This window comes from Leclercia sp. (assembly GCF_036780805.1).
Classification (GTDB): Bacteria; Pseudomonadota; Gammaproteobacteria; order Enterobacterales; family Enterobacteriaceae; genus Enterobacter.
The window spans coordinates 170,528-195,426 of record NZ_DAIQCE010000005.1; the positions used below are offsets into that span (position 1 = coordinate 170,528).

General features: G+C 58.8%; 23 protein-coding genes. 11 read left to right on the top strand and 12 right to left on the bottom strand.

Annotated features, from left to right (window positions below; genetic code table 11):
* The 5 genes from V7Q49_RS15035 to acpT are packed head-to-tail and all read left to right on the top strand — an operon-like array spanning position 1 to position 4,196.
* Complete coding sequence (locus V7Q49_RS15035; RefSeq protein ID WP_333853169.1) at positions 1–1,167, top strand: beta-ketoacyl-[acyl-carrier-protein] synthase family protein; 1,167 nt, start codon at positions 1–3, stop codon at positions 1,165–1,167.
* Positions 1,164–1,637, top strand: coding sequence for an ApeP family dehydratase (locus V7Q49_RS15040; protein ID WP_333853171.1), 474 nt, complete (start codon positions 1,164–1,166; stop codon positions 1,635–1,637). Before V7Q49_RS15035 ends, V7Q49_RS15040 begins: the two co-directional genes overlap by 4 nt.
* Positions 1,634–2,365, top strand: a complete 732-nt coding sequence (locus tag V7Q49_RS15045; RefSeq protein WP_333853173.1) for a 3-ketoacyl-ACP reductase FabG2 — start codon at positions 1,634–1,636, stop codon at positions 2,363–2,365. The genes V7Q49_RS15040 and V7Q49_RS15045 overlap by 4 nt, the downstream gene beginning before the upstream one ends.
* Positions 2,362–3,591 carry a beta-ketoacyl-ACP synthase gene (locus V7Q49_RS15050; protein WP_333853175.1) on the top strand — a complete coding sequence of 410 codons (1,230 nt, stop codon included), beginning with the start codon at positions 2,362–2,364 and terminating at the stop codon, positions 3,589–3,591. Before V7Q49_RS15045 ends, V7Q49_RS15050 begins: the two co-directional genes overlap by 4 nt.
* A gap of 2 nt (positions 3,592–3,593) precedes the next feature.
* Positions 3,594–4,196, top strand: a complete 603-nt coding sequence (gene acpT / locus V7Q49_RS15055) for a 4'-phosphopantetheinyl transferase AcpT (protein WP_333853177.1) — start codon at positions 3,594–3,596, stop codon at positions 4,194–4,196.
* Here the strand turns inward: acpT and arnF are convergent.
* From arnF to arnB, 7 genes are read right to left on the bottom strand one after another with little or no spacing between them, the layout of a single operon-like run.
* Complete coding sequence (arnF, locus tag V7Q49_RS15060) at positions 4,159–4,551, bottom strand: 4-amino-4-deoxy-L-arabinose-phosphoundecaprenol flippase subunit ArnF (RefSeq protein ID WP_333853179.1); 393 nt, start codon at positions 4,549–4,551, stop codon at positions 4,159–4,161. The genes acpT and arnF overlap by 38 nt on opposite strands.
* Positions 4,548–4,886: a 4-amino-4-deoxy-L-arabinose-phosphoundecaprenol flippase subunit ArnE gene (gene arnE / locus V7Q49_RS15065; protein ID WP_333853181.1), complete on the bottom strand. Its 339-nt coding sequence runs from the start codon at positions 4,884–4,886 to the stop codon at positions 4,548–4,550. The genes arnF and arnE overlap by 4 nt, the downstream gene beginning before the upstream one ends.
* Positions 4,883–6,547 (bottom strand): lipid IV(A) 4-amino-4-deoxy-L-arabinosyltransferase, encoded by a 1,665-nt coding sequence (gene arnT / locus V7Q49_RS15070; RefSeq protein ID WP_333853183.1) that lies wholly within the window; start codon positions 6,545–6,547, stop codon positions 4,883–4,885. Before arnT ends, arnE begins: the two co-directional genes overlap by 4 nt.
* Positions 6,544–7,446, bottom strand: a complete 903-nt coding sequence (gene arnD / locus V7Q49_RS15075; RefSeq protein ID WP_333853185.1) for a 4-deoxy-4-formamido-L-arabinose-phosphoundecaprenol deformylase — start codon at positions 7,444–7,446, stop codon at positions 6,544–6,546. The genes arnT and arnD overlap by 4 nt, the downstream gene beginning before the upstream one ends.
* The gene (gene arnA / locus V7Q49_RS15080; RefSeq protein ID WP_333853187.1) at positions 7,443–9,425 is read right to left on the bottom strand and encodes a bifunctional UDP-4-amino-4-deoxy-L-arabinose formyltransferase/UDP-glucuronic acid oxidase ArnA; all 1,983 of its coding nucleotides are present in this window, start codon (positions 9,423–9,425) and stop codon (positions 7,443–7,445) included. The genes arnD and arnA overlap by 4 nt, the downstream gene beginning before the upstream one ends.
* Entirely contained in the window at positions 9,422–10,405 is a 984-nt protein-coding gene (arnC, locus tag V7Q49_RS15085; RefSeq protein ID WP_333853189.1) for an undecaprenyl-phosphate 4-deoxy-4-formamido-L-arabinose transferase, read from the bottom strand. Before arnC ends, arnA begins: the two co-directional genes overlap by 4 nt.
* A 1-nt stretch (position 10,406) precedes the next feature.
* Positions 10,407–11,546 (bottom strand): UDP-4-amino-4-deoxy-L-arabinose aminotransferase, encoded by a 1,140-nt coding sequence (gene arnB, locus V7Q49_RS15090; RefSeq protein ID WP_333853191.1) that lies wholly within the window; start codon positions 11,544–11,546, stop codon positions 10,407–10,409.
* Between the two features lie 477 nt (positions 11,547–12,023).
* On the opposite strand from arnB, the gene V7Q49_RS15095 reads away from it, so the two are divergent.
* Positions 12,024–12,818, top strand: a complete 795-nt coding sequence (locus V7Q49_RS15095; protein ID WP_333853193.1) for an SDR family NAD(P)-dependent oxidoreductase — start codon at positions 12,024–12,026, stop codon at positions 12,816–12,818.
* Positions 12,819–12,913: 95 nt separating this feature from the next.
* Positions 12,914–13,576, top strand: a complete 663-nt coding sequence (locus V7Q49_RS15100; protein WP_307763293.1) for an HAD family hydrolase — start codon at positions 12,914–12,916, stop codon at positions 13,574–13,576.
* 91 nt (positions 13,577–13,667) lie between these two features.
* On the opposite strand, the gene V7Q49_RS15105 is transcribed toward V7Q49_RS15100, so the two are convergent.
* Both V7Q49_RS15105 and V7Q49_RS15110 read right to left on the bottom strand, forming a co-directional pair.
* Entirely contained in the window at positions 13,668–14,693 is a 1,026-nt protein-coding gene (locus tag V7Q49_RS15105; RefSeq protein ID WP_333853197.1) for a TerC/Alx family metal homeostasis membrane protein, read from the bottom strand.
* Between the two features lie 175 nt (positions 14,694–14,868).
* Positions 14,869–16,065, bottom strand: a complete 1,197-nt coding sequence (locus tag V7Q49_RS15110; RefSeq protein WP_333853199.1) for an NAD(P)/FAD-dependent oxidoreductase — start codon at positions 16,063–16,065, stop codon at positions 14,869–14,871.
* Positions 16,066–16,295: 230 nt separating this feature from the next.
* On the opposite strand from V7Q49_RS15110, the gene pitA reads away from it, so the two are divergent.
* Positions 16,296–17,792, top strand: a complete 1,497-nt coding sequence (gene pitA, locus V7Q49_RS15115; protein WP_333853201.1) for an inorganic phosphate transporter PitA — start codon at positions 16,296–16,298, stop codon at positions 17,790–17,792.
* Positions 17,793–17,848: 56 nt separating this feature from the next.
* Here pitA and uspB read toward each other — a convergent pair whose 3' ends face one another.
* On the bottom strand, positions 17,849–18,184 hold the full coding sequence (gene uspB, locus V7Q49_RS15120; protein WP_106995298.1) for a universal stress protein UspB: 336 nt from the start codon (positions 18,182–18,184) through the stop codon (positions 17,849–17,851).
* A gap of 283 nt (positions 18,185–18,467) precedes the next feature.
* Between uspB and uspA the strand changes: the two genes are divergently transcribed.
* Positions 18,468–18,905, top strand: coding sequence for a universal stress protein UspA (gene uspA / locus V7Q49_RS15125; RefSeq protein ID WP_032615029.1), 438 nt, complete (start codon positions 18,468–18,470; stop codon positions 18,903–18,905).
* Positions 18,906–19,003: 98 nt separating this feature from the next.
* On the opposite strand, the gene rsmJ is transcribed toward uspA, so the two are convergent.
* Both rsmJ and prlC read right to left on the bottom strand, forming a co-directional pair.
* A complete protein-coding gene (rsmJ, locus tag V7Q49_RS15130; RefSeq protein ID WP_333853205.1) occupies positions 19,004–19,756 on the bottom strand; it encodes a 16S rRNA (guanine(1516)-N(2))-methyltransferase RsmJ in 753 nt (250 codons plus the stop codon).
* Positions 19,757–19,763: 7 nt separating this feature from the next.
* Positions 19,764–21,806 (bottom strand): oligopeptidase A, encoded by a 2,043-nt coding sequence (prlC, locus tag V7Q49_RS15135; protein WP_333853207.1) that lies wholly within the window; start codon positions 21,804–21,806, stop codon positions 19,764–19,766.
* A gap of 203 nt (positions 21,807–22,009) precedes the next feature.
* On the opposite strand from prlC, the gene V7Q49_RS15140 reads away from it, so the two are divergent.
* On the top strand, positions 22,010–22,852 hold the full coding sequence (locus tag V7Q49_RS15140) for a 23S rRNA (adenine(2030)-N(6))-methyltransferase RlmJ (protein ID WP_333853209.1): 843 nt from the start codon (positions 22,010–22,012) through the stop codon (positions 22,850–22,852).
* A gap of 70 nt (positions 22,853–22,922) precedes the next feature.
* Positions 22,923–24,275 (top strand): glutathione-disulfide reductase, encoded by a 1,353-nt coding sequence (gene gorA / locus V7Q49_RS15145; protein ID WP_333853211.1) that lies wholly within the window; start codon positions 22,923–22,925, stop codon positions 24,273–24,275.
* Positions 24,276–24,899 lie beyond the last annotated feature (624 nt).

The following is a 24,899-nucleotide window of genomic DNA, read 5'->3' on the forward strand; positions in this document are numbered from 1 at the left end:
ATGATCTACATTTCTGCCGTTGGCCTGATCAACGCCCTGGGGAATTCGCCCGATGAGATTGCCGTTAACCTGACGCGCGGCGTGGCCCCGGGCATGCGCCTGCGCAGCGGCTGGCTGCAGGGAAAGGACGCGGTGCTGGGCGGCGTCGATGGCGACCTGCCCGCCATCCCGGAGAGCGCCGTCGCGCACCGCTCGCGTAACAATCAGCTGCTGCTGGCGGCGCTGGCGCAGATCCAGCCTGTCGTCGATGAGGCCATTGCCCGTTACGGCTCCGATCGGGTGGCGGTCGTGCTGGGAACCAGCACCTCCGGACTCGACGAGGGCGACAAGCATGTGCACCTGTCGATGAAGGGCGAAGCGAGCGTCAACTGGCGCTACGCCCAACAGGAATTGGGCGATCCGTCGCGCTTTCTGGCGAACTGGCTCGGTCTGGACGGCCCCGCCTTTACCCTTTCCACCGCCTGCTCCTCCAGCGCACGGGCGATGATCAGCGGGCGTCGCCTGATTGACGCCGGGCTGGTGGATATCGCCATCGTCGGCGGGGCGGATACCCTGAGCCGGATGCCGGTAAATGGCTTTAACAGCCTGGAATCGCTCTCCACCACCCTGTGCGAGCCCTTTGGCCGCGACCGCCGGGGGATCACCATTGGCGAAGCGGCGGCGCTGATGGTCCTCACCCGCGAGCCGCAGCCGGTGGCGCTGCTGGGGACCGGCGAGTCGAGCGATGCGTACCATATTTCCGCCCCCCATCCGCAGGGCGAAGGGGCCATCAGCGCCATAAACCAGGCGCTGAAGGAAGCCGGCATCAGGCCGGACGAGGTGGGCTACATCAACCTGCACGGTACGGCAACGCCGCTAAATGACCAGATTGAATCCCAGGTGATACACGATCTGTTTGGCGAGGCGGTGCCCTGCAGTTCAACCAAGCACCTGACCGGGCATACGCTGGGGGCGGCGGGGATCACCGAAGCGGCGCTGAGCTGGCTGATCCTGACCCGCGACCTGCCCCTGCCCGCCCAGGATTTCACCCGCTATACGCCGGATCCGACCCTCGCCCCCTGCGGCGTGCTGCATCAGCCCGCCGCGCTGAAAAAAGCGGTGATTTTGTCCAATTCGTTCGCCTTTGGCGGCAATAACGCCAGCATCCTGCTGGGGAGAGCGTCATGAGTTATTTATCCCCGTCCGAGTACCTGCCCCACGATGCCCCCATGCTGCTGCTGGCGTCGGTCGAGAGCGTGAACGCAGAGTCTGCCGCCTGCCGCGTCACCGTCGGTCCGCAGGGCGTGCTGGCTCCCTTCATCAATGCCGCAGGCGATCTGCCGGGCTGGTATGCCCTTGAGCTGATGGCCCAGACCGTTGGCGTCTGGTCAGGCTGGCATCGCCTGCAGAAGGGCGAGGAGAGCATGTCGCTCGGCATGGTGCTGGGGGCGCGCGAGCTGGTGTGCGCCGCCGGGCATTTCCCGGCCGGCAGCCTGTTAACCATCACGGCCACGCTGCTGATGCAGGATGAGCGTTTTAGCAGCTTCGAGTGTGCCATCATCGCCGGGGGAGCCACGCTGGCAACCGGGCGGGTCAATACCTTCCAGCCCAGCCAGCAGGAATTAGCATCACTGTTTAAACAAGGGGTAAGTCAATGAGTCGTTCCGTTCTGGTCACCGGTGCCAGCAAAGGCATTGGCCGGGCTATCGCCCTTAAACTTGCCGCCGACGGGTTTACCCTCGGCGTGCATTACCACCGCGACGCTGCGGGCGCACAGGAAACCCTGAATGCTATTGAACAGGCAGGCGGCAACGGGCGTCTGCTCTCGTTTGACGTGGGCAATCGCACGCAGTGCCGCGAGGTGCTGGAGCAGGATATCGAGGCCCATGGCCCCTGGTATGGCGTGGTCAGTAACGCCGGGATCGCCCGGGATGGTGCCTTTCCGGCGCTCAGTGAAGAGGACTGGGACAGCGTGATCCACACCAATCTCGACAGCTTTTACAACGTCATTCACCCCTGCATCATGCCGATGATCGGTACCCGCCAGGGCGGACGCATTATCACCCTGTCGTCGGTTTCCGGGGTGATGGGCAACCGCGGCCAGGTGAACTACAGCGCGGCCAAAGCAGGCATTATCGGTGCCACCAAAGCCCTGGCGATGGAGCTGGCGAAGCGCAACATCACCGTCAACTGCATCGCGCCCGGGCTGATTGATACCGGGATGATCGAGATGGAAGAGGCCGCGCTAAAAGAGGCGATGGCGATGATCCCGATGAAGCGGATGGGTCAGGCGGATGAGGTGGCCGGGCTGGCCAGCTATCTGATGTCGGATAGTGCGGGCTATGTGACCCGCCAGGTGATCTCCATTAACGGGGGAATGTTATGACGCGTCGGGTGGTGATTACCGGTATGGGCGGCGTCACCGCCTTCGGGGACGACTGGCAGTCGGTTTCTGCCCGCTTGCTGGCGTATAAAAACGCGGTACGCAAGATGCCGGAGTGGACGATATATGAGGGTCTGCATACCTTACTGGCCGCGCCGATTGATGATTTTACCCTGCCGGATCACTATACCCGCAAGCGCATCCGCGCCATGGGCCGCGTCTCGTTGCTGTCGACCCGCGCCACGGAACTGGCGCTGGAGCAGGCGGGGCTGATTGACGACCCCATCCTGACCGAGGGCGAAACCGGTATTGCCTACGGCTCGTCGACCGGCAGCACCGGCCCGGTGAGCGAGTTCGCCACCATGCTCACCGAGAAGCACACCAATAACATCACCGGCACCACCTATGTGCAGATGATGCCGCACACCACGGCGGTGAATACCGGTCTGTTCTTCGGTCTGCGCGGGCGGGTGATCCCCACCTCCAGCGCCTGCACCTCCGGCAGCCAGGCGATTGGCTATGCGTGGGAAGCCATCCGCCACGGCTATCAGACGGTGATGGTGGCAGGCGGAGCCGAAGAGCTCTGTCCGTCAGAAGCGGCGGTGTTCGATACCCTGTTCGCCACCAGCCAGCGTAACGACGCGCCACAAGCCACTCCGGCACCCTTCGATATCCAGCGCGACGGTCTGGTGATTGGCGAGGGGGCAGGCACCCTGATTCTGGAAGAGCTGGAGCACGCGAAGGCGCGTGGGGCGACGATCTACGGAGAGATCGTCGGCTTCGCCACCAACTGCGACGCGGCGCACATCACCCAGCCGCAGCGGGAAACCATGCAGATCTGCATGGAGAAGTCGCTGCACATAGCCGGGCTGAGCCCGCAGGATATGGGCTATATTTCGGCGCATGGCACCGCCACCGATCGGGGGGATATCGCCGAAAGTCAGGCCACCGCCGCCGTGTTCGGCGATGGCGTGCCGATCTCCTCGTTAAAGAGCTATTTCGGCCATACCTTAGGGGCCTGCGGCGCGCTGGAAGCCTGGATGAGCCTGCAGATGATGCGTGAGGGCTGGTTCGCGCCGACAATCAATTTAAGACAACCAGATGAGCAATGCGGCGCGTTAGATTATATTATGGGGAAAGCCCGTCACATTGATTGCGAATATCTGCAAAGCAACAACTTCGCGTTCGGCGGCATTAATACCTCCATTATCATTAAACGCTGGGCGTAACTATGTACCGGTTTCTACTGGGAAAAATTTCTACCCTCAGCGCTGACCCTCTGGCGTCAGCGCTGACCGAGCAGGCACCCCAGGGCGCGCGTCGCACCCCCTGGCTGGCCGGGCGGACGCTGCTCGCCCGGGCGTTATCCCCTTCCCCGGTGCCGGAAATCGTCTTCGGCGAACAGGGAAAACCGGCGTTCGTCGACGCCCATCCGTACTGGTTTAACCTGAGCCACAGCGGGGATGATATTGCCCTGCTGTTAAGCGATGAGGGTGAAGTGGGCTGCGACATCGAAGTGATCCGCCCCCGGGATAACTGGCAGGCGCTGGCCAACGCCGTCTTTAGCGTCGCGGAACATGCTGAGCTGGAGCGGGAGGCACCGGAGGCAAAACTGGCGGCCTTCTGGCGCATCTGGACGCGCAAAGAGGCGATCGTTAAACAGCGCGGCGGCAGCGCCTGGCAGATTGTCAGCGTCGACAGCACGGCAACGCGGGCCCATTCCGTCAGCCATATTCTGTTCGGCTCGCTGAGTCTGGCCGTCTGTACCCCGACGCCCTTTGAGCTGACCCCCGCGGCTATCGCTTCTCCTGAGTGGCGCCGGGAGCAAAAATAACCAGTACGCCCAGCATGATACAACCGACCCCCGCCAGCCCTCGCCATGAGAAGCTCTCCTCGCTCCCTGGCAGCAGCAGGGCGGCGCTCCATACCAGAAGGTAACTGAGGCTCAGCAGGGCATAGGCTTTGCTCAGCATCAGGCGGTGCAGCGCCAGATACCAGCAGCCCATCGAGGCAACATAGCCCATCAGCCCCAGCGCCAGCGCACCGCTGCCGGGGGCGAGATGGATCAAAGCCACCAGGAAAGATAACGCCTCGTCAACGGGGGGCAAGGTCACCATGGCATGACGCAACAGCAGCTGCGCGACGCTGACCAGCACCACGCTGCACAACGCCCAGAGCACGCCCCTCACTGGCTACCGCCGAGTAAAAAAATACCTACCATAATCAGGCCCACCCCCAGCCAGTGATGCATTGCGATTTCTTCATGCCAGACGATTTTCGCCGCCAGCGTCACCCAGATAAAATTCAGGCTCAGCATCGGGTAGGCAATCCCTACCGGCACCCGCTGCAGCACCATCAGCCACAGCACCATACTGCTGCCCAGCGCCAGAACGGCGAGCCCCAGCCAGCGCAGGGTATGCGCCCCGCGTCTTGCCGCGGGCCCTGGTCGGGTGGCCTGCTTCTGACACAGCTGGCCGACGACGCTCAGCAGACTCGCCAGGATCAGCCCGAGCCACGTCGTCATTTTGGCAGATACTGCAGGTACGCCAGCCGTCCCTGAATATAGAGGCTGTCGGGCTGAGGCAGGCCGCTGCGGGCGATATCATCGTTTTTCGCCAGCAGCAGCACCACCGATACCCTGCCCTGCTGGCGATGCGTCGCCAGCCAGGCGGCAAAGTCATCATCCCGCACATAGCGCCCCTTCACGTCCGGGTAATCGAGCCCGTATTTCAGCTCGCCGCTTTGGCCAAGCAGGATAATGTCATTACGCTTCAGCTCCCACGCCAGACCCGAGGCAATCCCGACGTTATCTGCCAGAATATAGCGGCTGTCGGCCAGGGTTTCGTGCACGGTCTCCACCAGCGACTGGGGCTGTTTCGAATCCACCACCCGGTTCGGGATAGCGAAGCCAATCAGCAGCGCCAGGCCAGCCGGGCAGAAAGCGGCCAGCCACCAGCGCCGCGGTGCCTCCCGCAGGGTAAACAGACCCACGCCCGCCCAGACGAGAAATCCCAGGGTCGCGCAAAAGACTTTATACAGCTCGACGGAGGTCCAGACCGGATGTTTTGTCGGCCCCCAGGGTGATAACACCAGCGCTGCCACCACGCCTGTCGCGCCAAACGCCAGGTTGATGGCCCCGTTGATCCGCAACACCTTGCGCGAGCGATCCACCGCCTCACAGGCATAGCGCGCCATCAGGATCGCCAGCGGGGCGAAGCAGGGCAATATGTAGGTCGGCAGCTTGCCTTTCGCAATGCTGAAAAAGATCAGCGGCATGACCACCCACCCCAGCAGATACAGACCGCCGCGATCCTCCCGGTCGTTCTTCCAGCCGGTTTTCAGCGCCCCGGGGAGCAGCGCCAGCCACGGCAGGCTGCCGGCGACGAGGAACGGCAGGTAGTACCAGAACGGTGCTTTATGCTGGGCATCTTTCTGCGCAAAGCGCTGAATATGTTCCACCCAGAAGAAGTAGCGCCAGAAGTCCGGCTCCCGGTGGGCAATCGCCAGCGCCCAGGGCAGCACGATCAGCACGCAGCTGAGAATGGCCAGCCAGCCGAAGATCAGCACCTCTTTCCAGCGTTTTTGCGCGATAACCCAGGGCAGCACGCCGATCACCGGCACCGCCAGCGCCAGAAAGCCTTTGGTCATCACCCCCATTCCGCAGGCCAGCCCCAGCAGCAGATAGCCCGCCGCTTTACCGCCGACGGTTTTCGCCTGCGCGGCAGCCCAGAAACTGCACATCGCCGCCACCAGCCAGAGGGTAATGATCGGATCCAGCACCGCATAGGTGCCAATGCCATACACCAGGAACAGCGTCAGGAAGATCAGCCCGGCGAACAGGGTAATACGCGTTTCGCGCCAGAGACGCCACGCGAGCCACATCACCAGCATCGCGGTCAGCCCGGTGGAAAATATCGCCCCGGCACGCACCGCAAAGTTGCCATGGCCAAACAGCAGCTGGCCGAGGCTGTTGATCCAGTAGCCGGCAATCGGCTTTTCAAAGTAACGCAGCCCGAGGAAATGGGGCACGATCCAGTCGCCGGAGGCCAGCATCTCACGGCTGATTTCGGCGTAACGGGTCTCATCCGGCTGCCAGAGCAGACGCACATCCACCGGCAGGAGATAGTAAACGGCAAACAGCGCAAACAGGGCGCAAAAGGCGTAGAGAGGACGGGTGGCTTTCATGAGGCACGACTCACTGTTTGTTGATGGCCTAACCACCCTTCCCGGCCCGCTATTTCATTGCGGACCACTTTGCCGAAGGGCAGCGTGCTGAGGTCGTCCGGCAGCATCTCACTTAACAGGCAGAACCGAATCCCCTCCTCCTTCGCCATCTGCAACAGCGCGGCAAACTTTTCCCGGTACGCAATGCCTTCCACTTCGGCATGAATGGTGTAGACCGGCGTGCCGCTGTCGCGGTGGATACGGTCCAGAATGTAGCGATTAAAGTTATCCGCAGACACCTCCCGGCCGACCACCTCATCCCAGGTGGGAAGTGTCACCGGGATCTGCACCGTGCCGGGGCGGTTGTTGCCAAGCAGAGGAATAAACGGCCCGGTACCGCGGCAGTCGCTGTTGTAGTAGAAGGCAAACGGCTCCTTCGCCTGCACCACGCGCTGGTCGGCACGCCAGCCCGCCACGGCTGAGCATCTGACGGGCCGGCCGAGGATCGCTTCGAGTTCGACGACCCCGCGTTTGATCTCCCGGCTCAGGTGCTCAGCGTCCCAGACCCCGCACCAGGTCTGCCAGGCGTGATGATCCCAGGCGTGGAGCCCGACCTCATGGCACAGCGCGGCGGCACGGATAATCCCTTCATTGCCCGCCCCAATTCGTTTCCCCGGCCAGGCGGTGCCCGCCAGTAAAATATCCCAGCCGTACAGGGATGCCGCGCGCGAGCGCAGCATTTTCATCAGGAACGCGGGTTTCAGCAGGCGCCACAGATGTCGGCCCATGTTGTCTGGCCCGACGCTGAAAAAGAAGCTCGCCTGCACACCGTGCTGCCTCAGCAGGTCCAGCAGTCGGGGTACGCCTTGTTGGGTACCGCGAAAGGTATCGACATCAATGCGCAAACCGACTTTTTTCATGATACGTGTTCCGTCAGCTCAACGGTGCTCAGGAAGAAATCGAGAGTTTCCTCAATGGTCTGCTGCATATCCACCCGCGGCTCCCATTGCAGGCAGCGCTTCGCATTGCGAATGCTCGGCTTACGGTGTTCGACGTCCTGATAGCCTTTACCGTAATAGCTGCTGCTTTCGACTTCGCGGAAACCGGCGAACGGCGGGAAGCGATCCCGCAGCGGGTGGCGCTCAAAGCTCGCCAGCAGCATTTCGGCCAGCTCACGAATACTGGCTTCGTTGTTCGGATTGCCGATATTGATGATCTCCCCGTCGCAGCGCCCGTCTTTGTTCTCGATAATGCGGAACAGGGCTTCGATACCGTCGCTGATATCGGTGAAGCAGCGCTTCTGCTTCCCGCCTTCGATCAGCTTGATCGGGGAGCCTTCCACCAGGTTGAGGATCAGCTGGGTGATGGCCCGCGAGCTGCCGATACGCGCCGCATTCAGGTTATCCAGACGCGGCCCCATCCAGTTAAACGGACGGAACAGGGTGAAGCGCAGCCCCGCTTTTTCGCCATAGGCCCAGATCACCCGATCCAGCAGCTGTTTGGAGACCGAGTAGATCCAGCGCTGCTTGTTAATCGGCCCCACCACCAGGTTTGACGTATCTTCATCAAACACCTTATCGGTACACATGCCGTACACTTCCGACGTGGACGGGAAGATGATGCGTTTGTTGTACTTCACGCAGTCGCGGATGATCTTCAGGTTCTCTTCAAAATCGAGTTCGAAGACCCGGAGCGGGTTACGGGTATATTCAATCGGCGTGGCGATCGCCACCAGCGGCAGCACGACATCGCACTTCTTAATGTGGTACTCGATCCATTCGGAATGGATGCTGATATCCCCTTCCACAAAATGGAAGCGCGGGTTGGTGAGGAAGCGGCCGATGGCGTCCGTCCCGATATCCAGACCATAGATGTCGTAGTTGTCGTCCTGAAGCAGACGATCGGTGAGATGGTTGCCGATAAAGCCGTTCACGCCGAGGATCAGGACGCGCGTGCGGCGCTTGATGGCCACCATCGGATCGCTGGTGATCAGCGCCCCGGCAACCAGCCCCAGGGCCTGGGCCAGCTGAGCCCCTTGCACATAAACGCCGTTGTCGGTTTGCCCGGTGACAATCTCCAGCGCCTGCTCGCCGCAGGCGACAACCAGCGGCGAAACCGATATCACGGTACCGGGTTTTGCCGCAGGCAGGTCGTGGCGGATACGTGATTTCCAGACGATAAACTTGCTCGCCCCGGCAAAGCTGAAGGCCCCCGGCCAGGGATCGGTCACCGCACGCACCAGGTTGTGAAGCTGCTGCGCGGGCCGCGCCCAGTTGAGACGTCCGTCTTCCGGCGTGCGGCGGCCAAAGCAGGTCGCCGCGCTGTGGTCCTGCTCGGTTTCGCTGATGCCGCCCTGGATGAGGACGGGCAGCAGATCGTTGAGCAGCGTTTTCGAGGCCGCGCACAGCTTATGGTGCAGGCTGAGGGCGGTGTCATCCGGGTCAATGCTGACGTGCTCCTGTCCGACGATAGCCCCGGCATCCGCGCGCTGAACCATGCGGTGCAGGGTGACGCCGGTTTCGGTTTCGCCATTAGCCAGCACCCAGTTCAGCGGGGCACGCCCGCGGTATTTCGGCAGCAGCGAACCGTGCAGATTAAAGGCCCCCTGACGGGCGGTATTGAGGATCGCATCGCACAACAGGTTGCGGTAATAGAATGAGAAAATGACATCCGGTGCCAGCGTCTGGATGCGATCCACCCACAGCGGATGGTTAACGTCGTCCGGGGCGTAGACCGGGATCCCGCGCTCGGCGGCGATACGCGCAACCGAGCCAAAGAAGTGGTTCTCACCGGCGGAGTCGGAATGGGTGAAGATCGCCGCGATGTCATAGCCCGCGTCAAGCAGGGCCAGTGTGCCCGTGCATCCCATATCGTGATAGGCAAAAACAACAGCTTTCATGGGTGAACTTCCTCTTGAGATGCCGTGTGTTCCTGACGGACAACACGTTGGATAAAGTAGCGCGGACGTGCGCGGACATCGTTATAGATACGGCCAATGTACTCACCCAGCAGCCCCATCCCGACAAACTGGGCACCGATGAACATGAACAGCACCGCAAACAGCATGAAGACCCCTTCTGCCGCCCACTGCGGGCCAAAGGCCAGACGCAGCACCACCAGCAGAACGGAAAGCGCAAATCCTGCCAGGGCGATAACGCTACCGAAGACGCTCAGCAGGCGCAGCGGCGTGGTCGTCAGGCAGGTGATCAGGTCGTACATCAGATTGATCAGCCGCATAAAGCTGTACTTCGACTCGCCAAACTCCCGCTCGGCGTGCAGCACCGGGATCTCGGTGGCTTTACGGGCGAAGGTATTGGCGAGGATCGGAATGAAGGTGCTGCGCTCATGGCAGTGCAGCATGGCGTCGATAATGTGGCGGCGATAGGCCCGCAGCATGCAGCCGTAATCGCCCATCGCTTTGCCGGTGGTGCGCTGGATAAGCCGGTTAATGGTGCGCGACGCCAGCTTGCGAAACAGGGTGTCCTGACGGTTTTGCCGCACGGTGCCGACCACGTCGTACCCTTCATCGGCTTTGGCGACCAGGCGTGGGATCTCCTCCGGCGGGTTTTGCAGGTCGGCATCCAGGGTGATCACCAGATCGCCGGTGACATGGCTAAAGCCGGCCATGATCGCGGAGTGCTGGCCGTAGTTGCGGTTGAGCAGGACCGCGACAACCGGGCTGCCTGGCACATTCGCCGCGTCGGTGAGCAGCGTGGCGGACTCATCGCTGCTACCATCATCGACCAGCAAAATTTCATAGGCCCGGCCCAGCGTATCGCAGGCGGCAATCGTGCGGCGAATCAGCTCCGGCAGGCTCTCCTGTTCGTTATAGACCGGGATCACCACGGAGACTTTTTTTACGGGTGGTGCGCTAAACATATTATCGTCCTGCCAGCTGATGGAGCGCGGTAATCACGCGGGTGGTGTCGTCATCGGTCATATCCGGGAAAAGCGGCAGCGAGCAGATGCGCGCGCTGTTCCACTCGGTATTTGGCAGCGATACGCCGGGAAAGCGTTCGCGATAGTATTTTTGCGTATGCGCCGCGCGAAAATGCAGCCCGGTCCCAATCCCCTGGGCCTTCAGCGTCTCCATCAGCGCATCGCGGTTAAAGCCGCAGATCGTTTCATCCACGCGGATAATAAAAAGATGCCAGGCGTGCAGGTGCGGCCACTCAGGGATCTGCAGCGGTAAAAAGGGAGTATCGTTCAGCGCCTGCAGATAGCGGCTGGCGATCTCACGGCGGCGGCGGTTCGCCTGTTCCAGCTTGCCTAGCTGCACCAGCGCCAGGGTGGCGTTGATGTCCGCGAGGTTGTACTTAAAGCCCGGGGAAATCACCTCCGCCTGCGGCGCGCGGCCGTGGGTCTGGCGGTCAAACGCATCGACGCCCAGACCGTGGAACTTCAGGCTGCGGATCCGCTGCGCCAGCTGTTGGTCATCCGTCACCACTAACCCGCCTTCTGCGCAGGTCATATTTTTGATGGCATGGAAGGAGAAAATTGCGGTGCCCTGCCAGCCAACGTGGTGGCCCTTATAATGGGTGCCAGCGGCATGGGCCGCATCTTCAATCACCGGAATACCGTGGCGTTGGCCAATCGCGCGGATCGCGTCGATATCCACAGGCGCACCGGCATAGTGGACCGGCACAATGGCTTTGGTGCGCGGCGTGATGGCCGCTTCAATCGCCTCAGGCGTCACCATCAGCGTATCGCGATCGATATCGATCATCACCGGCGTGGCACCCAGCAGAACGATCATATTCAGCGTCGACACCCAGGTCATCGACGGGGTGATCACCTCATCGCCTGCGCCGATGCCCAACGCCATCAGGGTGACATGCATGCCGCCCGTCGCGGAGCTCACGGCAATGGCGTGACGGTTGCCGGTGAGCGCGCAGAAGGCCTCTTCAAGCGCCTGATTTTTAGGGCCCGTGGTGATCCAGCCGGACGCCAGCACCTCCTGCAGCGCGGCAAGTTCCTCTGCGCCCATCGACGGACGAGAAAAAGGCAGAAAATCACTCATTATTAATTTCCTTACACGATTGAAGGCGTCTTTTTTTGGCGCGGGTAATACCCGCAGCATGACCGTTTTACGACAGGCGCATTAAATAAAATAAAATAACTGCGGCGCATGACTTCCTCTTTTTCAGAAGCCCTATCAAACTAGCGCGCTTTTCTTAGGAAAAAATTAAGGTTAAAAATATTATTGTTCTGGTGCTGAACCTAAAAATAAAAACACATGTATAACAAAGATATATCCATAATACTTTTTTCTTAATTTTGTGTGGTAACGCACACTGCATTAAACAATGACGGCGCAAAGAGAGGCGCTGAAGTTAAACGAATAATCAACGAAGTATCATTTGCACATTTAAAAATATAATTTAAATGCTGAACTTTTTAATATGAATACAATCTTGCGAAGAGTATTAAGCCCCGCTAACGGGTCATCACCTGCTACGCTTAATGGTCTGACTTTATTAACAACATGGAGCAGACCATGAAAATCGATCTTACGGGGAAAGTGGCGTTAGTGACCGCCTCAACCGGCGGCATTGGCTTCGCCATCGCCAGAGGGCTGGCGGAGAGCGGCGCAGAGGTGATTGTTAACGGACGCAGCACCGACTCGGTCAACCGCGGGATCCAGCAGCTGCAGCAGGTGATACCCGGCGTGCAGGTGCGGGCGGCCATTGCCGATCTCAGTACCGCCGAGGGGGTGGAGACCCTGCTGAAGGTCGCCTCGGACGTGGATATCCTCGTGAACAACGCCGGGATTTACGGACCGCAGGATTTTTACGCCACCGACGACGAGACCTGGAATAACTACTGGCAAACCAACGTGATGTCCGGCGTGCGCCTGTCGCGCGCCCTGCTGCCCGGCATGGTGCAAAAAGGCTGGGGCCGGGTGGTGTTTATCTCCTCAGAGTCGGCCTGCAATATTCCGGCGGATATGATCCACTACGGGGTGACGAAAACCGCCCAGCTGTCGCTGGCGCGCGGGCTGGCAAAATTTGTCGCCGGCAGCGGCGTCACCGTCAACAGCGTTCTGCCAGGCCCGACGATGTCGGACGGCTTTGCGGAGATGATGAAAGACGAGATCGAGAAAACCGGCAAATCGCTGGAGACGCTGGCGAAAGAGTTTGTAATGCACCACCGCCCAAGCTCGGTCATTCAGCGGGCCGCCACGGTCGAAGAGGTGGCTAACATGGTGGTCTACGTCTGCTCACAGCAGGCGTCCGCCACCTCCGGTGCGGCGCTGCGCGTCGATGGCGGCGTGGTGGACGATATTATCTAGCCATGGCGATAACCACCCGCCCGCTGGCGGGTGGCATCTGACGCTAAAGCAGGTAAACTGATGGGCAGAATGTGTATTTCAGCTAAGACGTAGCTATGACCAATATGATTGCCGATGAGGCAGTGGCAAAATCCAGCGTACTTTCGGTATTCGACTTCGACGGCACGCTGACGCATCACGACAGCTTTATCCCTTTCTTACGCTTTGCGTTCGGCAAACGCTATTTTGCCGGTCGCCTGGTGCGGATGGCCTTGCCTACCCTGCACTGCGTCCGCCGCAAGCTGACCCGTGACGAGCTGAAAGAGGTGCTGATAAGGACCTTCCTGACCGGCGTGGATGAGCACTGGCTGCGCCAGCAGGCGGAGCTGTTCTGCGAGAAATACTGGGACAAACTGATGCGCCCGCAGGGCGTGTTGGCGGTGGCTGCGGAAGTGAACTCCGGTGCGGAAGTGACGATCTGTTCCGCCTCCCCGGCGCTGGTACTGCAGCCCTGGGCCGACAAGCTCGGCATTAAGCTTATCGGCACCCAGCTGGAAGTGAAAGACGGCAAGCTGACCGGGCGTATCACCGGGCATAACTGCCGCTGCGCGCAGAAGGTCGCCCGACTGGAGCACGTCTACGGCAGCCTGACCAACTACCACGTGCGCGCCTGGGGCGATACCCGCGGCGATCACGAGCTGCTGGCCGCCGCGCAGGATCCCCACTGGCGACATTTCCACCCGCCGCGCGCGCGCCGGAATTCACCCATTAAGCCGTAAAACCTGCCGGGTGGCGGCTTCGCCTTACCCGGCCTACAAATGCGGATCCCTTTGTAGGCCCGTGCAAGCGAAGCGCCGCCGGGCAATATCCTCAGGCTTCCCGTTTCCCCGGGAACAGTAAACTCGCCACAATCCCTGCCGCCAGCACGCCCAGCACCACTAACAGACTCGCCGTGGCACCGATGCCATAGCCGTGATGCCAGAAGTGATCCGTGGCGTTCAGACCAAGCTTGAAGGCCACAAAGAACAGCAGCGCGATCACCGCTTTCTCCAGATGCACCAGATACTGCTTCAGCGCCTCCAGCACAAAGTAGAGGGTACGCAGGCCGAGGATCGCGAACATCATGGCGCTGTAGATAATCAGCGGCTCGCGGCTGACGGCAATGATCGCTGGCACCGAGTCAAAGGCGAACATCACGTCGGAAAGCTCCACCACCGCCACGCAGAGCAGCAGCGGCGTGGCATAGCGCTTCGCCTTCTTCACCCGCCCCACCATCACATCCTGGTTCTCCGGTTTTTCCAGCTCGGCATCCACCTCTTTCTGGCTCAGCAGGAAGGCGTTGCCGGTGATTTTTGGCCAGATCGGATAGAAGCGTTTGACCGCGCGGTAGGCCAGATGCTGAGAGTAGTCTTCGATCTCGTCCTGCTCTTCGCCACGCTTAAGCATCATCACCGCTGTCCAGGCCACAATCAGGGCAAAGACCACTTCAACGTACGGCCCGAGGCTCAGCAGGCTGGTGCCGATAGCAACGAAGATGCCACGGAAGACGATCGCGCCAATCACCCCCCAGTAGAGCACCCGGTGACGATAGCGATCCGGCACGCCAAACCAGGCGAAGATCGCCATCATCACGAACAGGTTATCAACAGAGAGTACCTCTTCCAGCGCGTAACCGGTGAGGAACAGGCTCGCCACTTCGGCACCGTGATGAACGTACAGGAACCCGGCAAACGCCATCGCGGTCATCACCCAGAAGATGGACCACAGCGCAGCACTTTTCAGTGAGATGGGTTTGTCATGGCGATGCATGAAGAGGTCGATGAACATCGCCCCCACCGCCATAACCACAAATACAACAACGGTTTCCGTCGGGAAACCGAGATGAGCAGATGACATACACAACCCTTTTTGCAGACAAAATACAAACCATGCAGACTGGCGAGGCCAGTAAAGAAAAGGGGGGGCCGTTAACAGCCTTCTCCCCTTAAGAAGTAAACCGGCGCAGGATCACCCTGCGCCGGAAAGTCTATTTTAACTCACATCCATGCGGTTCTGCATAACCGGCCAGTGTTTATTCACCGGCCGCCAGGGCTTCAGCGCAGGCCCAGGCGCTGGCCCACGCCCACTGGAAGTTGTACCCGCCCAGCCAGCCGGTGACGTCCACGACTTCGCCGATAAAATAGAGTCCCGGCACGTTGCGGGCCTCCATGGTACGGGAGGAGAGTTCGTTGGTGTCTACACCGCCGAGCGTCACTTCCGCGGTGCGATACCCTTCGGTGCCGTTGGGCTGGACGCGCCAGGCGGTTAAGGTCTCCACCAGCGCCTGCTGGTCACGGCTGTTGAGCTGCTTCAGCGACAGATCGGGAATTTGCCCCAGCAGCTGCAGGCACTCCACCAGCCGCTTCGGCAGCTGCATGGCTAAGGTGTTTTTCAGGCTCTGGTTCGGGTGCGCCGTGCGCTGTTCATCCAGGAAGCTCGCCAGATCGCAGTCCGGCACTAAATTAACGGTGACGAACTCCCCCGGCTGCCAGTAGCTGGAGATTTGCAGCACCGCCGGGCCGGAGAGGCCGCGGTGGGTAAACAGCAGGTTCTCACGGAATACGGTGCCATCTTCCGCGGCGATCACCGAAGGCACCGAGACGCCGGACAGGGTTTGCAGCTGCTCCAGCAACGGCTTATGCAGGGTGAACGGCACCAGACCGGCACGGGTCGGGAGCACTTTCAGGCCAAACTGCTCGGCAATTTTATAGCCAAAAGGCGATGCGCCCAGCCCCGGCATCGAGAGCCCGCCGCTGGCGATCACCAGCTTTTCCGCGCTCACCGTTTCGCCATTCAGCTGCAGGGTGTATCCCGTCTCGTCGCGGGCAACTTCCAGCACTTCGCTGCGCAGTCGCAGGGTAACCTGCCCTTTTTCGCACTCTGCCACCAGCATATCGACAATCTGCTGTGCCGAGTCGTCGCAAAACAGCTGGCCGAGGGTTTTTTCATGCCAGGCGATACCGTGTTTACCCACCAGGTCAATAAAGTCCCACTGGGTATAACGGGCAAGGGCAGATTTGCAAAAATGACGGTTCTGGCTCAGATAGGCCGCAGGCTCGATATAAAGGTTAGTAAAGTTGCAGCGGCCCCCGCCAGACATCAGGATTTTTCGACCAGGTTTTTTACCGTTATCGAGCAGCAGAACCCGGCGTCCCGCCTGTCCAGCCATCGCCGCACAGAATAAACCCGCCGCACCGGCGCCAATAATGATGGCATCATACTTTTCCACGTCTCGATTCTCCTGGTTTTGAGGGCGCGGATTGTAAAGTTTCCTCAAGAAGCGTGCCAGCGTAAATATCCGCGATCTCGTTCATTTTATTGAAATTTAAAAAATAATTCTTTTACTGCTACGCTTATGTCAGTAGGCAAATCAAAAAAAGTCTATATTTCACTTTGCCCGTTGCGCATTTGTCCTGGATAATGCGCCGCGTTCATGTCCTCAAGATGGCGTAACGTCCTATGCTACATTTGTTTGCCGGCCTGGATTTTCATACCGGGCTTTTACTCTTGCTTGCTCTGGCCTTTGTATTGTTCTACGAAGCGATTAACGGCTTCCATGACACTGCGAACGCAGTCGCAACGGTTATCTACACTCGTGCTTTACGATCGCAAGTTGCGGTTGTGATGGCCGCGGTGTTTAACTTCTTTGGTGTTCTTCTGGGAGGTCTGAGCGTAGCCTACGCCATTGTGCATATGCTGCCAACGGATCTGCTACTCAATGTCAGTTCTGGCCATGGCCTGGCCATGGTGTTCTCACTGCTGTTTGCTGCAATTATCTGGAACCTCGGTACCTGGTATTTCGGCCTGCCGGCATCCAGTTCTCACACGCTGATCGGCGCTATCATCGGTATTGGTTTAACCAATGCGTTGATGACCGGTACGTCTGTGGTGGACGCACTGAATATCCCTAAAGTTCTGGGTATTTTCGGTTCACTGATTGTTTCTCCTATCGTCGGTCTGGTTGTGGCGGGTGGCTTGATCTTCCTGCTGCGTCGTTACTGGAGCGGCACAAAAAAACGTGCCCGTATCCACCTGACACCGGCCGAGCGTGAAAAGAAAGACGGTAAGAAAAAGCCGCCATTCTGGACGCGTATCGCGCTGATCGTTTCGGCTATCGGCGTGGCCTTCTCTCATGGCGCGAACGACGGCCAGAAAGGGATTGGTCTGGTGATGCTGGTGCTGATCGGCGTGGCACCTGCAGGCTTCGTGGTGAATATGAATGCCACCGGTTACGAAATTACCCGTACCCGCGACGCTATCAACAACGTCGAAACCTATTTCCAGCAGCGTCCCGACCTGCTGAAAAAGGCGACCGGTGTCGATCAGCTGATCCCTTCCCCGGAAGCAGGCGCAACCAAACCGGCTGAGTTCCATTGCCATCCGGCCAATGCGATCAATGCGCTGGAGCGGGCGAAAGGCATGCTGACGGACGTCGAAAGCTACGACAAACTCACTCCGGAGCAGCGTGGCCAGATGCGTCGCATCATGCTGTGCATCTCTGACGTGACCGAGAAAGTCTCTAAGCTGCCTGAAGTCTCTTCTGACGACCAGCGTCTGCTGAAGAAGCTGAAAGTCGACATGCTGAATACCATCGAGTACGCACCGATCTGGATTATCATGGCGGTCGCGCTGGCGCTGGGTCTCGGTACTATGGTCGGCTGGCGTCGCGTGGCGACAACCATCGGCGAGAAGATCGGTAAGAAAGGCATGACCTATGCCCAGGGGATGTCTGCTCAGATGACGGCAGCGGTCTCTATCGGTCTGGCCAGCTACACCGGTATGCCGGTATCCACAACCCACGTTCTCTCTTCGTCCGTGGCGGGTACCATGCTGGTTGATGGCGGCGGTCTGCAGCGCAAAACCGTGACCAGCATTCTGATGGCCTGGGTGTTTACCCTGCCGGCATCGATTCTGCTGTCTGGCGGTCTGTACTGGATCTCCCTGCAATTTATCTAATCGCAGGCAGGTAACGCGAAGAGCGGGTCAGGAAACTGGCCCGCTTTTTTTTGCGCTCAATGCCAGATAAGGAGAGCTACCATGCTCACCACCACCAGGCCGCACAGCGCGCTGGTCAGAATGAACTGACGGCGCAGGCGTTCACAGCGGCGGATAAACTCATCGTCATGATGATCGCGATAACGCTGGGCGTAGATATACCACACCAGGCGCATCTGTTTGCTGGGCTGCCCGTGCGAGGTGAAAAAGCCCCCGCCGTCGACATATTGATAAAGCAACGGATCGCAGCCACGCAGTACCACTAACAGGGCGCGTAAAGACGAGAAATAACGCGCCATATTCACGATGCAAACCACACATAACGCCCAAAACAATGCGACGGTGCTAATCATACTTCCTCCCCGGCGTCCGCCCGCGAAGCAATGCTCCGGGACTACCGCACCCATGCCCTGACAGACGGTTCAGTGAAAGAGAGACTCAAAAGCCGATCGGCTTCACATTTTATTATCCGAACGGCTTATTCAATAGTGTAGGAGATCCGCTAATTTTTTTGCCACAAGGTTAATCGTTATCAACACCAATGCTTGAAAATTTTGTTTAACTGGGCCGTAATGAAAGCAGGTAGACGACTGCTACACGCATTGGTCATCGATAACTTAAGGAAGGAGTAACACTATGGCTTATAAACACATTCTTATCGCGGTTGACCTCTCCCCGGAGAGCAAGGTGCTGGTTGATAAAGCGGTATCCATGGCGCGTCCGTACAATGCGAAAGTTTCCTTGATTCACGTGGACGTGAATTACTCCGATCTCTATACCGGCCTGATTGACGTGAATCTGGGCGACATGCAGAAGCGTATCTCCGAAGAGACCCATCAGGCGCTGACCGAACTCTCCACCAACGCTGGCTATCCCATCACCGAAACCCTGAGCGGCAGCGGCGACCTGGGTCAGGTGCTGGTTGATGCCATTAAGAAATACGATATGGACCTGGTGGTCTGCGGCCATCACCAGGACTTCTGGAGCAAGCTGATGTCATCAGCGCGTCAGCTGATTAACACCGTGCATGTGGATATGCTGATTGTGCCGCTGCGCGACGAAGACGACGAGTAAGTCTGTATTGCCGGGCGGCGCTACGCTTGCCCGGCCTACGGTTACCACAAATAGCACAGAACGTAGGCCGGGTAAGGCGAAGCCGCCACCCGGCTTTTTTATTCCGGCGTACCGGAGTAAATATCAAACCGGTGCCCTTTGGTGGTCACCGCATTGGTGGTCGCGACCTCCGCCAGCGGCGGCGCATAGTCAGGACGTTTCACGACCACCCGCTTCGTTGCCAGCAGGCGCGCAGGCTCCAGCAGGCCATCTGCGTCTAAATCCGGTCCCACCAGCGACTGAAACACCCGCATCTCTTTCTTTACCAGCGCGCTTTTCTGCTTGTGTGGGAACATCGGGTCGAGATAAACCACCTGCGGGCGTGGGGTGATATCCGTCAACGCCGTCAGGCTGGAGGCGTGGATCAGCTGTAACCGCTCCTGCAACCATGAACCAATCTCCGGATCGGCATAGCCGCGGGCCAGGCCGTCATCCAGCAGGGCAGCGACCACCGGATTACGCTCCAGCATTCGTACCCGACAGCCCACCGAGGCCAGCACAAAGGCATCGCGTCCCAGCCCGGCGGTGGCATCCACCACGTCCGGCAGATAGCTGCCCTTGATCCCGACCGCTTTGGCGACCGCCTCACCGCGTCCGCCGCCAAACTTACGCCGGTGCGCCATCGCCCCGCCGACAAAGTCGACAAAAATCCCGCCGAGTTTGGGCTCGTCGCGTTTACGTAATTCCAGATGCTCTGGCGTCATCACCAGCGCCATCAGGTTTTCTTCATCGTGTTCCAGCCCCCAGCGGGCCGCCAGAACAGATAAGGCGCCGTCTCCGGCGCCTGTTTCATCAACTAAGTGGATCTTCACGAATTAACTAACCCTTGATGCCGTAATGCTCAAGCATCGCGTCCAGCTGCGGTTCGCGGCCACGGAAGCGTTTGAACAGCTCCATTGGCTCCTCAGAACCGCCGCGGGTCAGGATGTGATCGAGGAACGACTGGCCGGTGGCGCGGTTGAAAATCCCCTCTTCTTCAAAGCGGGAATAAGCATCTGCCGCCAGCACGTCCGCCCACAGGTAGCTGTAGTAACCCGCCGCATAGCCGCCAGCAAAGATATGGCTGAACGCGTGCGGGAAGCGACCCCAGGACGGGCCTGGGATGAGGGCAACCTGCTTCTTGATCTCCGCCAGGGTTTCGAGGACCTTCGCCCCCTGCTCCGGGCTAAACTCGGCATGCAGACGGAAATCGAACAGGCCGAACTCCAGCTGGCGCAGGATAAACATCGCCGCCTGGTAGTTTTTCGCTTCCAGCATCTTATCCAGCAGCGCTTTTGGCAGCGGCTCGCCGGTCTCGTAGTGGCCGGAGATAAACGCCAGCGCGTCCGGCTCCCAGCACCAGTTTTCCATAAACTGGCTCGGCAGCTCGACCGCATCCCACGGCACACCGCTGATACCGGCTACGCCTGCGGCTTCGATACGGGTCAGCATATGGTGCAGACCGTGACCGAACTCGTGGAACAGGGTGATCACTTCGTCATGGGTGAACAGCGCAGGTTTGCCGCTGACCGGACGGTTAAAGTTACAGGTCAGGTAGGCCACCGGCTTTTGCAGCGAGCCGTCGGCTTTACGCATCTGGCCTACGCAGTCGTCCATCCAGGCGCCGCCGCGTTTATTTTCGCGGGCATACAGATCCAGATAGAAGCTGCCGCGCAGTTCGTTTTTGTCGTCATACAGCTCGAAGAAACGCACGTCGTCGTGCCACACTTCCACATCGTGGCGCTCTTTGGCGGTGATGCCATAGATGCGTTTCACCACTTCGAACAGGCCGTTAACGGCTTTGTTTTCCGGGAAGTATGGACGCAGCTGTTCATCGCTGATGCTGTAGAGGTGCTGCTTCTGCTTCTCGCTGTAATACGCGATATCCCAGGGTTGCAGCTCGTCGACGCCGAACTCCGCTTTCGCAAAGGCGCGCAGCTGGGCCAGCTCTTTCTCGCCCTGAGGACGGGCGCGTTTGGCCAGATCGGTTAAGAAATCCAGCACCTGCTGTGGGTTTTCCGCCATTTTGGTGGCGAGGGATTTATCCGCGTAGCTGTCAAAGCCCAGCAGCTGTGCCAGCTCGTGACGCAGGGCGAGGATTTCCGCCATCACCGGGGTGTTATCCCACTTACCGGCGTTCGGGCCCTGATCGGAGGCGCGAGTGCTGTAGGCGCGATACATCTCTTCACGCAGCGCCTGGTTGTCGCAGTAGGTCATCACCGGCAGATAGCTCGGGATATCCAGGGTCAACAGGTAGCCTTGCTGCTCTTTCGCCTCGGCCTGGGCTTTCGCCGCCGCCAGCGCGCTCTCCGGCATGCCGGCCAGTTCAGCTTCGTCGGTAATCAGCTTCGTCCAGCCCATGGTGGCATCCAGCACGTTGTTGCTGTACTGATTGCCCAGTTCGGACAGGCGCGTGGCGATTTCGCCGTAGCGCTGCTGCTTGTCTTTCGCCAGGCCGATGCCCGACAGTTCAAAATCGCGCAGGGCGTTATCAACGGACTTTTTCTGGGCGATGTTCAGGGTGGCGTAGTGATCGCCGTCGCGCAGGTCGCGGTAGGCTTTGTACAGCCCCTCGTGCTGCCCGACCCAGGTGCTGTATTCCGACAGCAGCGGCAGGGTTTGTTCGTAGGCTTCACGCAGCTCCGGACTGTTTTTCACCGAGTTCAGGTGGCTGACCGGGGAGAAGATGCGGCCGAGCACATCATCCACTTCCGCCAGCGGCTGACAGAGGTTTTCCCAGGTGTAAGGCGCGCCCTGCTCTACCACGCTCTCGACGGCGGCACGGCAATCGTCCAGTGCTTTGGTGACAGCGGGAACAACATGTTCAGGCAGAATGGAGGAAAACGGTGGCAGCGAAAAAGGCGTCAGTAATGGGTTGGTCATAAGCACTGTCCTGTTAAATGAGTGAATGAAGCGCGCATCCTGCGCGAGCATATTGTTTCCAGGATGGGGTTAAGTGTAGTGAATTTCAATGGCTGGGGTGACAGAAAAACAGCCGCCGCAACGGTGCGTGCCGGGCCTGCGGGTAATCTGTGCCGTTCTGCTGTAAACTGTGGCCAATCGTCATTATCGGAACACATCTACCCATGCTCAGTTATCGCCACAGCTTTCACGCGGGCAACCACGCCGACGTTCTTAAACATACCGTTCAAAGCCTGATTATCGAGGCGCTGAAAGAGAAAGATAAGCCTTTTCTCTATCTGGACACCCATGCCGGCGCGGGCCGCTATCAGCTGAGCGGTGAACACGCCGAGCGCACCGGGGAGTACCTCGAAGGCATCGCCCGTATCTGGCAGCAGGACGACCTGCCGGCCGAGCTGGAGCCCTACATCAGCGTGATTAACCACTTCAACCGCAGCGGCCAGCTACGTTACTACCCGGGCTCGCCGCTGATTGCCCGCCAGCTGCTGCGCGAGCAGGACAGCATCCAGCTGACCGAGCTGCACCCGAGCGACTACCCGCTGCTGCGCTCTGAATTCCAGAAAGACAGCCGCGCGCGCGTGGAGAAATCGGACGGCTATCAGCAGCTCAAAGCCAAGCTGCCGCCGGTTTCCCGTCGCGGCCTGGTGCTGATCGACCCGCCGTATGAGATCAAAAGTGACTATCAGGCGGTGGTCGCGGGTATCCACGAAGGTTACAAACGCTTTGCCACCGGCACCTATGCCCTGTGGTATCCGGTGGTGCTGCGTTCGCAAATCAAGCGCATGATCAAGGACCTGGAAGCGACCGGTATCCGTAGGATCCTGCAAATTGAGCTGGCGGTTCTCCCGGACAGCGATCGACGCGGCATGACCGCCTCGGGCATGATTGTGATCAACCCACCGTGGAAGCTGGAAGCGCAGATGAACAACGTTCTGCCGTGGTTGCACAAAAAGCTGGTTCCGGCCGGTACGGGCCACGCCACCGTCAGCTGGATCGTGCCTGAGTAATTACAGCAATCGGTGGAAGCTATTGATTTCAGGTATACAATCGCGGCAATTAACGATTAAGGATAAGACCATGACTAAGCATTATGACTACATCGCTATTGGCGGCGGCAGCGGCGGTATCGCTTCGATTAACCGTGCGGCCATGTATGGCCAGAAGTGCGCCCTGATTGAAGCGAAAGACCTCGGCGGCACCTGCGTCAACGTCGGTTGTGTACCGAAAAAAGTGATGTGGCATGCGGCGCAGATCCGTGAGGCCATCCATCTGTATGGCCCGGACTATGGTTTTGACACCACCATCAATAACTTCGACTGGGATCGCCTGATCGCCAGCCGTACGGCGTATATCGACCGTATCCACACCTCCTACGACAACGTGCTGGGTAAGAATAACGTCGATGTGATCCGCGGTTTCGCCCGTTTTGTGGATGCGAAGACCATCGAAGTGAACGGCGAGACGATCACCGCCGATCATATCCTGATCGCCACCGGCGGTCGTCCGAGCCACCCGTCTATTCCGGGTGCGGAATACGGTATCGACTCCGACGGTTTCTTTGAATTGCCTGCCCTGCCGAAACGCGTTGCTATCGTTGGCGCGGGCTACATCGCCGTGGAGCTGGCGGGCGTGATTAACGGCCTGGGCGCGGAAGCGCATCTGTTCGTGCGTAAACACGCCCCGCTGCGTAACTTTGACCCGCTGATCGTCGATACGCTGGTGGAAGTGATGAACGCCGAAGGCCCGCATCTGCATACGGAAGCCATTCCGAAAGCGGTGGTGAAAAACGCCGACGGCAGTCTGACCCTGGCGCTGGAAGATGGCCGCAGCCAGACCGTTGATTGCCTGATCTGGGCCATTGGTCGCGAACCGGCAAACGATAACTTCAACCTGGCCGTCACGGGCGTGAAAACCAATGAGAAGGGCTATATCGTTGTCGATAAGTTCCAGAACACCAGCGTGCCAGGCATTTACGCAGTGGGCGATAACACCGGCGCCGTTGAGCTGACGCCAGTCGCCGTCGCTGCGGGTCGTCGTCTCTCCGAACGTCTGTTTAACAACAAGCCGGACGAGCACCTGGACTACAGCAACATCCCGACCGTGGTCTTCAGCCACCCGCCAATCGGCACCGTGGGTTTAACCGAACCCCAGGCGCGCGCCCACTACGGCGACGACCAGGTGAAAGTGTATAAATCGGCCTTCACCGCGATGTATACCGCCGTCACCTCCCACCGTCAGCCGTGCCGCATGAAGTTAGTCTGCGTCGGCCCGGACGAGAAGATCGTCGGTATTCACGGTATTGGCTTCGGTATGGATGAGATCCTGCAGGGCTTTGCGGTGGCGCTGAAAATGGGTGCCACCAAGAAAGACTTCGATAATACCGTAGCGATCCACCCAACGGCGGCAGAAGAGTTTGTCACCATGCGTTGAGGTAGAAAAAAGTTTTCTACTCCTTTGTGATTTGGAAAAACTGGCTGTAACAGGCCAGTTTTTTTATTGCTATTTCACTCTCTGTCGCACTCATTTTATTTTGGGGTCGGAACCAAAAAAATAAAATCCCCTCAATTCACTGAGTGAGAAATTGAGTGATCTAAAAAAATGCCTTAAATCATTAAAATATAACAACGGCATAGCTGCCCTCTCACTATTTCACGTCTGGAAATAGCCATGCGTAGCGATACTTATTTGTTCTCCGTCGCCTGGTGAAATGGCGCCCTTCGTTTCTATTTTATCCCGCCCTTTGTTGTCAGATTTTTAATGATCATAGAGATTTATCTTATTACCCACTGGGTCGGATTTTTCAAAATAGAAATGAAGAATCTTAATAAGACTTTTCATCTGGTTTGTGAAGCCTCTTATTCATCATTAATAAATGCATTTATTTTTTGCGCTTAGTCAAATGTCAATTCGATTGTCTTTTCTATTTCGGTCTAAATGTGACTATAAGTAAATACTCAATATCATTAATTTCACGCATTAAGAATCTGCGAATCATCTTAACCATTTTTAAATAGCGCATCGGCTGCGATGTACTGCTGCCCTTTTCTGAAAAAG

What these genes read in the sequence shown, in the direction of transcription:
- V7Q49_RS15035 (WP_333853169.1), top strand. Translation starts at nt 1, where the DNA reads ATGATCTACATTTCTGCCGTTGGCCTGATCAACGCCCTGGGGAATTCG.
- V7Q49_RS15040 (WP_333853171.1), top strand. Translation starts at nt 1,164, where the DNA reads ATGAGTTATTTATCCCCGTCCGAGTACCTGCCCCACGATGCCCCCATG.
- V7Q49_RS15045 (WP_333853173.1), top strand. Translation starts at nt 1,634, where the DNA reads ATGAGTCGTTCCGTTCTGGTCACCGGTGCCAGCAAAGGCATTGGCCGG.
- V7Q49_RS15050 (WP_333853175.1), top strand. Translation starts at nt 2,362, where the DNA reads ATGACGCGTCGGGTGGTGATTACCGGTATGGGCGGCGTCACCGCCTTC.
- acpT (WP_333853177.1), top strand. Translation starts at nt 3,594, where the DNA reads ATGTACCGGTTTCTACTGGGAAAAATTTCTACCCTCAGCGCTGACCCT.
- arnE (WP_333853181.1), bottom strand. Translation starts at nt 4,886, where the DNA reads ATGACGACGTGGCTCGGGCTGATCCTGGCGAGTCTGCTGAGCGTCGTC.
- arnT (WP_333853183.1), bottom strand. Translation starts at nt 6,547, where the DNA reads ATGAAAGCCACCCGTCCTCTCTACGCCTTTTGCGCCCTGTTTGCGCTG.
- arnD (WP_333853185.1), bottom strand. Translation starts at nt 7,446, where the DNA reads ATGAAAAAAGTCGGTTTGCGCATTGATGTCGATACCTTTCGCGGTACC.
- arnA (WP_333853187.1), bottom strand. Translation starts at nt 9,425, where the DNA reads ATGAAAGCTGTTGTTTTTGCCTATCACGATATGGGATGCACGGGCACA.
- arnC (WP_333853189.1), bottom strand. Translation starts at nt 10,405, where the DNA reads ATGTTTAGCGCACCACCCGTAAAAAAAGTCTCCGTGGTGATCCCGGTC.
- arnB (WP_333853191.1), bottom strand. Translation starts at nt 11,546, where the DNA reads ATGAGTGATTTTCTGCCTTTTTCTCGTCCGTCGATGGGCGCAGAGGAA.
- V7Q49_RS15095 (WP_333853193.1), top strand. Translation starts at nt 12,024, where the DNA reads ATGAAAATCGATCTTACGGGGAAAGTGGCGTTAGTGACCGCCTCAACC.
- V7Q49_RS15100 (WP_307763293.1), top strand. Translation starts at nt 12,914, where the DNA reads ATGACCAATATGATTGCCGATGAGGCAGTGGCAAAATCCAGCGTACTT.
- V7Q49_RS15105 (WP_333853197.1), bottom strand. Translation starts at nt 14,693, where the DNA reads ATGTCATCTGCTCATCTCGGTTTCCCGACGGAAACCGTTGTTGTATTT.
- pitA (WP_333853201.1), top strand. Translation starts at nt 16,296, where the DNA reads ATGCTACATTTGTTTGCCGGCCTGGATTTTCATACCGGGCTTTTACTC.
- uspB (WP_106995298.1), bottom strand. Translation starts at nt 18,184, where the DNA reads ATGATTAGCACCGTCGCATTGTTTTGGGCGTTATGTGTGGTTTGCATC.
- uspA (WP_032615029.1), top strand. Translation starts at nt 18,468, where the DNA reads ATGGCTTATAAACACATTCTTATCGCGGTTGACCTCTCCCCGGAGAGC.
- prlC (WP_333853207.1), bottom strand. Translation starts at nt 21,806, where the DNA reads ATGACCAACCCATTACTGACGCCTTTTTCGCTGCCACCGTTTTCCTCC.
- V7Q49_RS15140 (WP_333853209.1), top strand. Translation starts at nt 22,010, where the DNA reads ATGCTCAGTTATCGCCACAGCTTTCACGCGGGCAACCACGCCGACGTT.
- gorA (WP_333853211.1), top strand. Translation starts at nt 22,923, where the DNA reads ATGACTAAGCATTATGACTACATCGCTATTGGCGGCGGCAGCGGCGGT.